11 protein-coding genes are annotated in these 12,228 nt (G+C 60.2%); 4 read left to right on the top strand and 7 right to left on the bottom strand.

Features of this window, described 5'->3' with window-relative positions:
• Positions 1 to 250: 250 nt before the first annotated feature.
• Complete coding sequence (locus PQQ96_RS05630; RefSeq protein WP_408289844.1) at positions 251 to 1,366, bottom strand: alginate lyase family protein; 1,116 nt, start codon at positions 1,364 to 1,366, stop codon at positions 251 to 253.
• A 267-nt stretch (positions 1,367 to 1,633) separates the two neighbouring features.
• Here PQQ96_RS05630 and PQQ96_RS05625 point away from each other — a divergent pair, with 267 nt between their 5' ends.
• Positions 1,634 to 2,632: a LacI family DNA-binding transcriptional regulator gene (locus tag PQQ96_RS05625; RefSeq protein ID WP_408289843.1), complete on the top strand. Its 999-nt coding sequence runs from the start codon at positions 1,634 to 1,636 to the stop codon at positions 2,630 to 2,632.
• Positions 2,633 to 2,676: 44 nt separating this feature from the next.
• Positions 2,677 to 3,597 (top strand): aldose epimerase family protein, encoded by a 921-nt coding sequence (locus PQQ96_RS05620; RefSeq protein ID WP_408289841.1) that lies wholly within the window; start codon positions 2,677 to 2,679, stop codon positions 3,595 to 3,597.
• Between the two features lie 28 nt (positions 3,598 to 3,625).
• Here PQQ96_RS05620 and PQQ96_RS05615 read toward each other — a convergent pair whose 3' ends face one another.
• The 5 genes from PQQ96_RS05615 to PQQ96_RS05595 all read right to left on the bottom strand — a co-directional run bounded on the left by PQQ96_RS05615 (position 3,626) and on the right by PQQ96_RS05595 (position 9,188).
• Positions 3,626 to 4,492: a sugar phosphate isomerase/epimerase family protein gene (locus PQQ96_RS05615; protein ID WP_408290028.1), complete on the bottom strand. Its 867-nt coding sequence runs from the start codon at positions 4,490 to 4,492 to the stop codon at positions 3,626 to 3,628.
• A gap of 135 nt (positions 4,493 to 4,627) precedes the next feature.
• Positions 4,628 to 5,824, bottom strand: a complete 1,197-nt coding sequence (locus tag PQQ96_RS05610; protein ID WP_408289839.1) for a porin — start codon at positions 5,822 to 5,824, stop codon at positions 4,628 to 4,630.
• A 337-nt stretch (positions 5,825 to 6,161) separates the two neighbouring features.
• The gene (locus PQQ96_RS05605) at positions 6,162 to 7,454 is read right to left on the bottom strand and encodes an MFS transporter (protein WP_408289837.1); all 1,293 of its coding nucleotides are present in this window, start codon (positions 7,452 to 7,454) and stop codon (positions 6,162 to 6,164) included.
• Between the two features lie 35 nt (positions 7,455 to 7,489).
• Positions 7,490 to 8,254: an HpcH/HpaI aldolase family protein gene (locus PQQ96_RS05600; protein ID WP_408289836.1), complete on the bottom strand. Its 765-nt coding sequence runs from the start codon at positions 8,252 to 8,254 to the stop codon at positions 7,490 to 7,492.
• Between the two features lie 181 nt (positions 8,255 to 8,435).
• Positions 8,436 to 9,188 carry an SDR family NAD(P)-dependent oxidoreductase gene (locus PQQ96_RS05595; protein WP_408289834.1) on the bottom strand — a complete coding sequence of 251 codons (753 nt, stop codon included), beginning with the start codon at positions 9,186 to 9,188 and terminating at the stop codon, positions 8,436 to 8,438.
• A 529-nt stretch (positions 9,189 to 9,717) separates the two neighbouring features.
• Here PQQ96_RS05595 and PQQ96_RS05590 point away from each other — a divergent pair.
• Both PQQ96_RS05590 and PQQ96_RS05585 read left to right on the top strand, forming a co-directional pair.
• Positions 9,718 to 10,989 (top strand): glucarate dehydratase family protein, encoded by a 1,272-nt coding sequence (locus PQQ96_RS05590; protein WP_408289832.1) that lies wholly within the window; start codon positions 9,718 to 9,720, stop codon positions 10,987 to 10,989.
• Positions 10,990 to 11,040: 51 nt separating this feature from the next.
• The gene (locus PQQ96_RS05585) at positions 11,041 to 11,919 is read left to right on the top strand and encodes a 2-hydroxy-3-oxopropionate reductase (RefSeq protein ID WP_408289830.1); all 879 of its coding nucleotides are present in this window, start codon (positions 11,041 to 11,043) and stop codon (positions 11,917 to 11,919) included.
• Positions 11,920 to 11,928: 9 nt separating this feature from the next.
• Here PQQ96_RS05585 and PQQ96_RS05580 read toward each other — a convergent pair whose 3' ends face one another.
• The gene (locus tag PQQ96_RS05580; RefSeq protein ID WP_408289828.1) at positions 11,929 to 12,057 is read right to left on the bottom strand and encodes a hypothetical protein; all 129 of its coding nucleotides are present in this window, start codon (positions 12,055 to 12,057) and stop codon (positions 11,929 to 11,931) included.
• Between the last annotated feature and the right edge of the window lie 171 nt (positions 12,058 to 12,228).

Raw genomic sequence — 12,228 nt, 5'->3', positions numbered from 1 at the left:
TCCGCGCTGTGCATACATAGTTGCCAGAAAAAAGTATGCCTAGCCGACTATTTGCGACAACCACCTGTGGAAATGCGACACCGCCGCCGCCCGGGCATCGGTGGGCGGCGGGCAAAGCCTTTCTGGATAAGGGTTTGCGCGTACTGGGTCGATCAGCCGGGCGTGTCGCGCCAGAGCAAGTGAGGAGGGGTTTGGAGGAAAAAAGACTGCGCGGGGGAGCCAGTTCGGTGGCGTCTCCCTGTCGGGATAGTCAGGCAAACAGCGCGCGGACCATCGGCTGCGCAATGACGCTTGCCATGGGTGTGAACTGAGGATCGAGGCGCGAGGCGATCCAGTACAGATTCGACGCCTCCTCGCGTTGCCACTGCCCCGAGTAGCCCTCGACGTGTGCCGCAGCGCGCCGCGCATCGAAGCGCACGGTACTGTGGACGAATTCCTCGTGCTGGGTGTCGCCGGCCGCATACGGCTTGAGCCAACGCAGCGCGGCGGCGAGCCCACCCTGCGACGACGCCATGCCGTACCAGTCGTCCCCATGCGCGGCTGCTATCGATGCAGCCATCATCAGCGGTTCAAGATCGTAGACGACATAGTGCATCGCGTCGCGCTGGTTGAAATCGTAGGTTCGGCCATCCGTGCCGATGTTGCGGCTCACATGAGCCAGGAAGCCTTCGCGTGCGGCCGCAATCAGAGCGGGGTCGCCCGACAGATACGCGCCGGCGGTCGCCAGTTTGATGCGGTGGCTTTGCCAGTTGTTGAGGCCGGTGCTTGGATCGCCGACACGTCTCGTGCCCAGATAGCCCATCGCCATCTGGCGACCAAGCTGCCTCGTCCTGTCGAGGGTCGATGGGGATAACCGTTCCTGCACGAAGTCGAAGCCAAGCAGCAGATCGACGAGATCGGCTTCATCGATTGGATTGAACGAGGGCGAATAGCCTGCTACCCAGACATCGATATACGCAACGGCCTTCGCTTCGTACGCCGGGTTACCCGTGATGCACCAGGCCAATGCCTGGAGGAGCGTCTGCCGCCAGTCTTCCTGCGACAGGACGCTCGCATCGCGGTCCTGCTCGTGCGGCAGCAACCCCTGCGTGTGGACGACCGCACGGGGATGCAACTCGCGCGCCAAACCCGCGTCCGCTGCCGACCGTAGCGTGTGTGCCAGGTCCGACGAAACACGTTGGCGTATCTGTATCGCGCGCATCGCCGACGAAAGCACAAAGCCGCCCTTCACGCTGCCCCCCTGTGCGCGCGCTGCGCCAGGCAACGCCGCCATCATCAACATGGCCGGGATCGCGGCCACCCCGCCAAGAAGCTGTCGACGGCGAGCCGACGGCGCGAGGTCTTGCCCAACTAAAAATCGTTTCACAGTTCGCCTGTGTATTCGGGTTTCTGAAGTCCGCCCATTCCGGGGCGAATCGCAAAGAAGGGTTCGTTCACGGCACCAGACCAGAAAACGTTTTCCAAATATAATGACTGGAAATTCCCCAGTCAATCGTTTTCCTTTTTCTCGCTTATCAGTGAAAACCCGATAGCGAACCGATGGTCGCCGATCGACCGTTGAACGCCTGATGATCGCGACGGTTTACTGCAACTCGACTTTCAACTAGCATTGGAAAACGTTATCCTTAAGCAGATGAAAAAGACCTCTCCTACGATCCGCGATGTCGCGGCCGCCGCCGGTGTTTCCGTGGCCACCGTGTCGAAGTACACGAATGGCTCGCAACGCTTTTCCGCCCCGGTCGAGGCAAAACTCAAGAGCGCCATCGAAACACTGGGCTATCGCTCGAATCCGCTGGCGCGCTCGATGATTACGGGCGAGACGCGCACCATCGGCCTCGCGATCCTCGATATCCGCAACCCCCACTTCACGAACATCGTGAAGGGGGCGAACCGGATCGCGCTGCAGAACGATTACACGCTGCTGCTCGTCGATACGGAGGAAAGTCAGGAACGCGAAAGGACACTGATTGAAGCGCTCGCACAACGGGTTGACGGCATGATCGTGAGTTCCCGAATGCCCGATGATTCGGTGCAGTGGATGCTCGAGTTGCACAAGCCCGTGGTGCTGTTCGGCCGCAGTCCGAATTTCCCGATCCCGAGCGTCGGTTCCGACGGCTATCTTGCGGCCTACATGCTGACGCGCCATCTGCTGAATCAGGGCCACCGGCGCTTCGCCTATCTCGGCTTTGAGCCGGCGCGCTGGAATAGCGAGCGGATTCGCGGGATGCAGGCGTGCCTCGACGAACAGGGCTTGAGTGCAACCGTGTACGACGCAGCGGCGCCCTCGCCACAAGCCGGCGAGCGCGCCTGCTCAGCCATCATGCTCGGACCGAACCGCCCTGATGCCGTGGTCTGCTACAACGATCTGATCGCGCTCGGCTTCATCAAGGAAGCGCGCGCACTTGGGTTCAAGCTGCCGCAGAACGTGTCGATAGCCGGTTTCGACAACGTGCCCTACGGCGAGTACACCTCCCCCGCGCTCACCACGGTCGATCTGCAAAGCGAAAGGATGGGCGAACTGGCGATGCTCAAACTGATCGACGCACTCGCCGGCAAAAGCGACAGCGAATACTCCTTACTCGAACCACGCCTCGTCGTGCGCGAATCCACGCCGCGCCGCGAACCAACCTGAAAGCGCGACATCGCGTCGAACCACTCCGTCGCGCGAGAAATCCCATGTCAATGTCTTCGCATGATGAAGCCGGATCGCGGACGCCATGCCGGCCGGCAAACGCGGCGGTCAGGCTGGCAAGCGGCCCCATTGAAGCCGAGTTGTATCCGGCGCTCGGAGCCCGTATCGGGCGCCTGCGCCACCTTGGCGGCGCGAAACCGTTCGACTATCTCGCACCGCTTGAAGTCGCCAGCTTCAATCTCTCAAGCTGGCCGAGGGCCGGCTGCTTCACGATGCTGCCGTACACCAACAAGTTTCACGGCAACACGCTGAAATGGGGCAACGAGGTCATACGCGTAGCCAATCCCTGCGCACCCGCCTTTCTGCATGGCTGGGGACTGCGGCAAGCGTGGTCGGCCGTGGAAGCGTCCAGCACGCATTGCACGATGGCGCTTTGTGCCGCGGCAACCGATGCGTGGCCCTGGGCATACCGATCGGAACTGCGCGTGCGCGTGGATGCTGACGGCATGGATCTCGCGCTAACCGTATTCAACGAGTCAGCCCGGCCCATGCCAGTCGGCATGGGCTTTCATCCATATTTTTCAATCGACAGCGGTATCGAGGCCAGCGTGAACGCGAGCGCGCGCTGGCACGCGGATGCGACAAGCGCGGGGCTGCCTGCCGTTCGCGAGGCACTCGACATGCCATTGCGACTGAGCCTGCAGAACGGTACGTTGCCTGAGGACACCCTGACCTGGTTCTGCGAGACGCCGCGCGCTGAAGCCGTGATCGGTTACCCGAACGCTGGTCGACGAATCAGCTTGTCGTGCAGCGAGGCACAGTATCTGGTCGTTCACTACCGGGCGGGTGAGCGATTTTTGTGCATTGAACCGTGCACACATCAGGCGGGAGGACTCGACCCGCTGACCCATGTGGCACTCCCCGGGCAATCGGTCTCGCTGTCGATGCGATTGCAGCTTGCCTAGCGTGCAGTCCTGCGCCGCTACGGTAGCCTCACCACCACGATCGCTCCCGCGCAGCGGAGAGTGCAGCGTCAAGCTGCGGCAACTCGGGATGCCAATGCCGCTCCCATTCCAGGCTCAATAGTCCGTCGTACCCGTCGGCGCGTAGCGCGGAAAGCAGAGCGGACATTGGGAAATCGCCATCCCCCGGAAGGACATACGCGTACCCAGCGGGCTTTTGTGCGCTGGCGACGCTATCCTTGACGTGGATATGCCGCACGTTATCGCGCACTATCGCCCAAGTGCGGACGGGATCTGCGCCGCCCTTGCGCCAGGTGTGGTGGGCATCCCACAGCACCTGGCATTGCACGTCACCGTCCAGAAACCGCAGGAGGCTCTCTTCGATCGCAAAGGCGTCGTGGGTCTCGATTGCGATATCGACGTTCCAGCCGTTGTCGGCACGCAGTTCCTGCCACCAGCGCAGCGTGGACCGAGCAGATTCGATTTCGTCGGCACTGCCACTGGCCCCACCGTCGAACACTCGCAACGTCGACGCGCCGCAGGCTTCCGCCCAAGGGACATGCCGGAGAAATGCCTCACGGCTTTCAGCCGTATTGCCGATCAGACGCAATGAGGTGCTCAGGCTCACAATTCGAACGGACGTCGATTCCATCAGATCCGCGAGTTTTTCCGGCACGGCATAGCGCGCAGCGAAGTAGCCCGGCAAATCCACCATGCCGCCCAGCGTACGCAACTCCACGCAGGGTATGTCATGGCGTTGCGCGATCGCCATGACCTCGTGCAACTCATTCTCCCCGCAGCCAAGCGACGAGAATGCCCGCTTGAAATTAAACTCATCCGAACGCGCAAGATATGACAAATCCAGGTTCTCTCGATCTGCAGGGTTCTCAATAAGCACAAGGTACAAGGATGATGCGCCGCGATGAAAACCTTATTGAACAAAAGCTTCGAAAGGAAAAATCAATTCACCAAACAATAAAGTCTGATTGACCCTTGTTCCGAAGCTTTACAAAGCTACGTCAATGTCGACACATCAAAACGTATGCTGGATGGCAGCCACAAAAGTAAACTGATTACGTCCCGATGACGGCGTGCTATTTTGTCCATCACCAACACTCGCCACCGCATTTTCAATGACAGGCGCAGAAGGCACCCCGGAAGTCGGCGGCGCATACAAGGTTTGCCCGCTAGCCCGCTGATAAGCCTGGAGAAAATAAACTCTCGTACGCACGGAGAGTGAGTAGATTTCCCCGAACGTAATCTGCTTGTAGCTGGCGGAGTCTGTCACGCCATTTGACTCGCTGGCATGCGTATAGGCATACCCCGCGCCCAGAGTCAGAGCAGTGCTCGCTCTATAAGCGGTGAACACAGCCGCGGTATTGAATATGGCCTTGTCTGCAAACAATGAATATTGACCTGGAGCATAAGCCACATTGGATCCGCTCACGCCAACCATCAGCTTGCCGACTGTGTAGCGGGCTGAAGCACCGATGATCCGCACACTTTCTGCGGTGAGATACCCACCGTTAATCGCGCTGGTGGCGAAATTGCCCAACGTCGGGCTTGTCACCAGATTTTTTCCGCCGTTATTCAATTTATTGAAACCCACCGCGCCTTCAAACGGGCCATTGCTGTACTGCAAGGCGGCACCGTAGACGCTATCCGACGATATGTCTCCCGCGACACCACCAAACGCATACATTGCGCTGGCCTGAAGACCTTTTACAAGGGGCGTTTTATACAGAACAGAATTATTGATTCTAAGTCCCGTATCCTCGCCGTCGATATCGCCAGGATGCGCGCCCGCCCAACCCGTGAGCGTGCTACCCCCTCCCAGTCCCGATAATGCACCAACCGTAAAAAAGTAAGGCGTGTATTGACGGCCAACGGTGAGGCTACCGTAAGTATCATTCGTCACGCCCACAAATGCCTGACGATTGAACATGTACCCGGTTGCCCCTTGCGCGCCAGTCAGGCTATTAAAGCCGCCTTCCAATGTAAAGATCGTGCGGGTTCCACCACCCAGGTCTTCAGTTCCCGTAAATCCAAGCCGGTCGCCATTTTTAACGCCTTGCACCAGCTCCAGATTGGAGTGCCCCCCTTGATTACTGACGTAGCCAATACCAGTATCAATCAATCCATACATGGTGACACTTGACTGAGCCATTACGCCCGACGAAATCATACCGGCGGCACATAACCCAAGGCTCCCAATAGCCTTTAGCTTCATAACTTCTTCCTTATTAGATTCTAAAAGATTCAATGACGGGTCATGCGACTGACGGCATGCCACGGGGCAGCGCAATCGATCTGAATGTTTGTTCCATCTAGTCTCCAAACCATTAGTCAATTTTTTATATTTCAACAACGCTTCAAACCGGGATGCGCACCGCGTCATGAGCGCCCGGAAGGAAAGGGGAGGACCAGGTCAGATTTCGATCTGACGCTCGATCAAACTGGCAGAACGGACAAGGGCGTCTCCAAGTCCTTCTTTAAGTACTGCAGTGCCGGCCGAGTGTGCTGCCAGCGCCCATCAACTGGCGGCACTCCATAGCCGGGTGGCCGTATCAGTGGCTCACCGCTGGCGCGGCGTTCGTGTGCTGGACTGCGGGTGCCGGCCTTACCAGTGTCCACAGCAACGTGGCGCCGATCAGATCGCCAATGCCAAGTGCAACGAAGAACGGCGTGTACCCCACCCGGCTCACGAACCAGCCCATCGTCATCGTGAAAGTGAAATTGCCAAGCCCTGCGACGAGCGCCGCCAACCCCGTGACCGTGCCGACCTCCCGGCGCGGAAACAGGTCCGCCGACATCGAGATCACCGTAATCGACAGCGTCTGGTGTGCAAAACCGCCCAGGCACAGCAGGAAGATCGCCATCGCAGGGCTGCTTACCACGCCAACACCGGCCATCCCAATCATCAGCACGGCGGCCATCGTGAACACGATTCGCTTGCCATTGACGATCGGTGTATCGAAGCGCCTTTTGAGCCAGGCCGACAACGGGCCGCCCACCATGCAACCAAGATCGGCGGCCACGAACGGCAGCCATGCAGTCAGGGCGATCGCCTTCAGATTGAAGCCACGCGCCTGATAGAGATACAGCGGCATCCAGTACACCAGCGTGCCCCACACCGGGTCCGCGAAAAAGCGGGGCATGGCAATACCCCAGAAATTCCGGTCCTTCAGGATATCGAGCAGCGACGGCTTGGGATCGTCGCTCGAGCGCAATGCCAACTCCTCCCCTCCTCCGATATACACCGACTCCTCTTTCGTCAACGCCGGGTGCCGGCTCGGATGCCGGTAGAGCGCCAGCCACAGCATCGACCAGGCAAGACCGAGCGCGCCAACGATCATGAACGCGGCCTGCCAGCTATAGTGCAGGATCGACCAGGCGATCAACGGCGGGGCAAGGATCGCGCCGGTCGACGTGCCGAGATTGAATACACCCGCCGCTGTGCCGCGCTCGTGCGACGGAAACCAGTAGGCTGCCGCGCGCATGCCGCCAGGGATGAACGATGCTTCTACAAGACCGAGCATGCCGCGCAGCACAAACAGTCCCACCCACCCGCTCGCGAAACCATGCGCCATGCAGATGAACGACCACGCAACACCGCATATCAGAAAGCCCATTCGCAGTCCGACGCGATCCATCAGATAGCCTGTGAGCGGCGCCCCGATCGGGTACATGACCAGGAACGCGCCCGTAATCCACCCGTATTGCTGGGTGCCGATATGCAGGTGCGCCATGACGGTGGGCGCGGCAACGCTCAGCGAGCTGCGCGCGAGGTAGTTGGTGATCGTGCCCAGCGTCAGCAGGCCGATCATCCACCAGCGCAAGCCCTTTACCTTGATTGTCATAATGTCTCTCTCCATTTTCATTCGCGGCGCGGCGCTTAGTTCTGTCGGGCTGCCTGCTTCAGCATCGTTTGCGCGCCATTGCGCAGCAAGCCGATATCGGTTGCCAGCGCAACATAGTCGAAGCCGCTGCGCAGATACTCGGCAGACAGCACCGGATCCGGCATCAGGATGCCGATCGGTTTGCCGCACCGGTGCGCACGAGCGGACGCATCGTGGATCGCGGCCTGCACTTCGGGATGCCGAAAATCACCGAGATGACCGAGCGCCGCAGCAAGATCGGACGGCCCGATGAAGAGCGCGTCGACGCCGTCCACCTCGGCGATCCGCTCCAGATTCGCAAGCGCCTTGACGGTTTCCAGTTGCACGAGCAGGCACACCTCGTCGTTGGCCTGCTGCAGGTAGTCACTGTCGCGGCCATAGCGGTTCGCACGGGTCGCTGACGACACCCCTCGAATACCCACCGGCGGATAGCGCACGGCCGCCGCCGCGCGAAACGCGTCCTCCGGCGTGTCGACCATCGGCACGAGCAACGTCTGCGCGCCGATGTCGAGCAGACGCTTGATCTGGACGGTGTCGTTCGTGCTGGGACGCACGACCGCGGATACATCCGATTGCGCGACGCTGCGCAACTGCTCCTGCACCATCGGCACCTCATTGGCCGCGTGCTCGGTGTCAAGGAGAATCCAGTCGTATTCGGACTGTGTCAGCACTTCTACGACATTGCTCGACGCGAGCATGCTCCAGATGCCGAGTTGCTGCTTACGGGCCAGCAATTGCGCCTTGAACCGGTTGCGCTGCATGAAATTCTCCTGATATTTTTAGCAGTCTTGATGAATTCCGAAGCCCGCGCTGACCGGCGAGGCTCCCGGTATCCGTGAACTGACCGAAGTAACGACCGGATTCATGTCGTCTCCAGTTTTTAATTGTTTGGCATTGACGGATTTCCGGTGGCCGGTTCATCTCGCCTGTCACACCGTCGCGTCATGCCGGCGTGCGAAGCTGGGCGAGCAGGCCGCCGTCCACCGGCAGTACATGCCCGGTAATAAACGACGCGGCGTTGGATGCGAGGAACAACACGGGCAGCGCGGCTTCGTCCGGATCGCCATGGCGCGGCAGCGGCAAACCACGCGCCGCGGCCGGGTTCACCTCACGCACATGCGAATGGGGAATCTGCGCGGGCGCGATTGCATTGACGCGGATACCGTGACCACCAAAATCCACCGCAAGACAACGCGTCAGCGCATCCATCCCCCCTTTCGTCATATCGTAAATCGCGTTGTTGCGATGCGCGCGCTGCGCACCCGGCGACGACACATTGACGATCGCGCCCTTATGTCCGCGGGCAATCCAGCCGCGAATCACATCGAGACTCAACGCCCACGTCGCCCGAAGATTGACGCCTACGATGCTATCGAAGTCCTCAAGGCTCGCTTCGAGCGTGGGCATTTTCGTCTGCGTCATGCCCGCGTTGTTGATCAGCAGGTCCGCCCCGCCGAGGCGCGCGGCGCAGGCAAGGATGTCGTGCCGGTGCGCGGCACCGGCCAGATCGCCGATAACCAGCTCGCAGCGCTCGCCCAGTTCGGCCGACAGGGCCGCCAGCGCATCCTCACGCCGACCCGTCGCGACAACATGCGCACCCGCCTGATGAAAGCACCGGGCGATGGCCATGCCGATGGCGCCGCTCGCGCCAGTCACTACCGCCACCTTGTCGCTGAAATCAAATTGCGCTTGCATAGCTGTATTCATTGAAATTCGGGAAGAGAGAGGTCACACGCTACGGGAGGGCGAGGAGATCAAAACGTTTTACTAATATCCCCAAATGTCGATATTCAGTCAAACGTTTTCCCTCCACAACGCGCCAGAACAAACCACGATTGACAGCACCCAACAAGTTGACCTAGACGCCGAGGCAACCGCAGATTTTCGAGCCTAATATTGTGCATTTTTCATAAATTAAATCGGAATATTTGACAATATTGCGTAAAAATGAGTTTTAGACGCTCAGAAGATCGACTCGCACCCTGATCGAGCGGCACGCCAAAATCCATGACTTGCTTGCCAACGTCGTTTGTGTAAAATTCAGGAAAACGTTATCTAACAAGATAAACGATAACGTTTTCCCCTCTGAACAAAGTACCTGGCACGCGGTGCGTCGCCGCCGCGGCAACCAGTCTTTCCGTCGGCACCGCGCCGCCGGCGCAAACCGCACCAATCCGACAGCGCGTCCCGAGGCCGCGCCACACCACCTGAAAGGGAGCAGCAGATGAAGATCGTCGCCGTCCGCGTCACGCCCATAGCCATTTCCGATCCGCCGCTACTCAACGCGAGCGGCGTTCACGAGCCGTATGCGCTGCGCTCGATCATCGAGGTGGAGACCGACAACGGCCTGATCGGTCTGAGCGAAACCTATGGTGACAAGCCCGTGCTCGATGCGCTGCTGCGCGTCAAAGACCGCCTCATCGGACTCAGTCCGTTCGACCTGAATGGACTGTGGCGCCAGGTGGCGTCGAGCGTGCCTCACGGCGAGACAGGCACGCCCGCCATCGAACTGGACCTGGCGCCCGGCTCACAGGAGAACAAGGCCGGTCACAAGACCTTCGGCGCCTTCGAGGTCGCCCTGCTCGACCTGCAGGCACGCTCGCTCGGCATTCCCGTGCACGAACTCCTCGGTGGCGCTGTGCGCCGGCAGGTGCCGTTCTCGGCCTACCTCTTCTTCAAGTTCGCGAGCGACGTCGATCCGTCGTACCGGCCCGACACCTGGGGGGAAGCGCTCAGCACCGATCAGATCGTCGCGCAGGCGCGCACGATGATCGACCGCTACGGCTTCGGCAGCATCAAGCTCAAAGCGGGGGCGCTCGACCCCGAACACGAGGTCGAATGCCTGAAGGCCCTCAAGCGGGCTTTCCCCCATCACCCCCTGCGGATCGACCCGAATGCGAACTGGTCGCTCGACACCGCTATCCGCATGGCGGAGCAACTGCAAGGCGATCTCGAGTACTACGAAGATCCCACACCCGGTCTCGAAGGCATGGCCGAACTGCACAAGGCGACAGGCTTGCCGCTTGCCACCAACATGGTCGTAACAAACATGGAGGAATTCCGCCGCAACGTCACGCTTAATGGCGTGCAGATCCTGCTGTCGGATCATCACTACTGGGGCGGCCTGCGGGCAACGCAATCGCTTGCGGTCATGTGCGAGACGTTCGGCCTTGGCCTGTCGATGCACTCCAATTCGCACCTGGGCATCAGCCTGATGGCCATGTCGCATCTGGCTGCGGCCGTGCCCAACCTGACCTATGCTTGTGACACACACTATCCATGGCAGGACGACGAGGTCATCAAGGGCGGCAAGATCGCCATCGAGAACGGCTGCGTCACGCTGACCGACGCACCGGGGCTTGGCGTCGAACTGGATCACGATGCGCTAGCCGCACTGCATGAGCAATATCTGCGTTGCGGCATCACGCAGCGCGACGACGTTGCCCAGATGCGTAAATTCCGCCCCGACTGGACCCGCAAGAAGCCGCGCTATTGACACGTAGCCATCACAAGTACACATCGTATTACCCATTCAGGAGTAAACAATATGGCGAAGATTGGCTTCATCGGCCTCGGCATCATGGGCGCGCACATGGCGCGCAACCTCATCAAGGGCGGTCACTCGTTGTTCGTGAACGGCGCGTACTCGGTGCCGGAAGATCTGGGCAAGACAGCCACGGTGGTCGCCAACTCGACAGCCGTGGCACAAGCGGCCGACATCGTCGTCATCATGGTGCCGGACACGCCTGACGTCGCCAACGTGCTGTTCGCCGACGACGGCGTCGCCGCCGGCCTCACGCACGGCAAGCTGGTGATCGACATGAGCTCGATCTCACCGCTCGAGACGCAAGCCTTCGCGAAGAAAATCAATGCACTCGGCTGCGACTATCTCGACGCGCCGGTGTCAGGCTGTGAAGTAGGTGCACGCGAAGCGACACTCACGATCATGGTGGGCGGCCCGGAAAAGGCCTTCGAATCGGCCAAGCCGCTGTTCGAACTGATGGGCAAGAACATTTCGCTCATCGGTGACAACGGCGCGGGACAGACCTGCAAGGTTGCGAACCAGATCATCGTCGCACTGAACATCGAAGCCGTGGCCGAAGCGCTCCTGTTCGCGTCGAGTTCAGGCGCCGATCCGGAGCGCGTGCGCAAAGCGTTGATGGGCGGTTTCGCTTCGTCGCGGATTCTCGAAGTACATGGTGAGCGTATGACGAAGCGTACGTTCGATCCGGGTTTCCGTATCGAACTGCACCAGAAGGACCTGAACCTTGCGCTCGACGGCGCACGCAAGCTCGGCATCGCCCTGCCGCACACGGCAAGCGCGCAGCAACTGTTCAGCGTCTGCGCGGCGAACGGCGGCAAGGCGTGGGATCACTCCGCCATGGTCCGCGCGCTCGAGATCATGGCCAATAAGACGGTGGTCTGAAATCGACGCTCAATAACGGGCGCGGACCACCTGCAGCAGACGGTCCGCCCGCGAAAAATACCAGATCGCGAGGCCGGCCAGCACCGGGTACATACAGCACAGGCGCGCGAGCGCCCCAACCTCAGCAGAAAAGCCCATTACCTTCCCCGGTCAATCGTGGATGCCAATTTGAAACGGCGCGACCAGGCTATTAGGTGCCGGTTCGGGCCTCATCTGGAGACAACAAAACCATACGCGCGGACCTATTATCAGTGATTCCCGGCGGCGCGATATAAGTGGCTTCCATAATCGCTTCCGCCCACGTTGACG

The sequence above is a fragment of the Paraburkholderia sediminicola genome, assembly GCF_046027825.1.
Classification (GTDB): Bacteria; Pseudomonadota; Gammaproteobacteria; order Burkholderiales; family Burkholderiaceae; genus Paraburkholderia; species Paraburkholderia sediminicola_D.
The sequence above is the reverse complement of the archived record's forward strand: the minus strand, read 5'-3'. Positions and strand labels throughout refer to the sequence as shown.

Excerpts from the sequence above, each read along its gene's own strand:
- PQQ96_RS05625 (WP_408289843.1), top strand. The coding sequence starts at position 1,634 with ATGAAAAAGACCTCTCCTACGATCCGCGATGTCGCGGCCGCCGCCGGT.
- PQQ96_RS05620 (WP_408289841.1), top strand. The coding sequence starts at position 2,677 with ATGTCAATGTCTTCGCATGATGAAGCCGGATCGCGGACGCCATGCCGG.
- PQQ96_RS05610 (WP_408289839.1), bottom strand. The coding sequence starts at position 5,824 with ATGAAGCTAAAGGCTATTGGGAGCCTTGGGTTATGTGCCGCCGGTATG.
- PQQ96_RS05605 (WP_408289837.1), bottom strand. The coding sequence starts at position 7,454 with ATGACAATCAAGGTAAAGGGCTTGCGCTGGTGGATGATCGGCCTGCTG.
- PQQ96_RS05600 (WP_408289836.1), bottom strand. The coding sequence starts at position 8,254 with ATGCAGCGCAACCGGTTCAAGGCGCAATTGCTGGCCCGTAAGCAGCAA.
- PQQ96_RS05595 (WP_408289834.1), bottom strand. The coding sequence starts at position 9,188 with ATGCAAGCGCAATTTGATTTCAGCGACAAGGTGGCGGTAGTGACTGGC.
- PQQ96_RS05590 (WP_408289832.1), top strand. The coding sequence starts at position 9,718 with ATGAAGATCGTCGCCGTCCGCGTCACGCCCATAGCCATTTCCGATCCG.
- PQQ96_RS05585 (WP_408289830.1), top strand. The coding sequence starts at position 11,041 with ATGGCGAAGATTGGCTTCATCGGCCTCGGCATCATGGGCGCGCACATG.
- PQQ96_RS05580 (WP_408289828.1), bottom strand. The coding sequence starts at position 12,057 with ATGGGCTTTTCTGCTGAGGTTGGGGCGCTCGCGCGCCTGTGCTGTATG.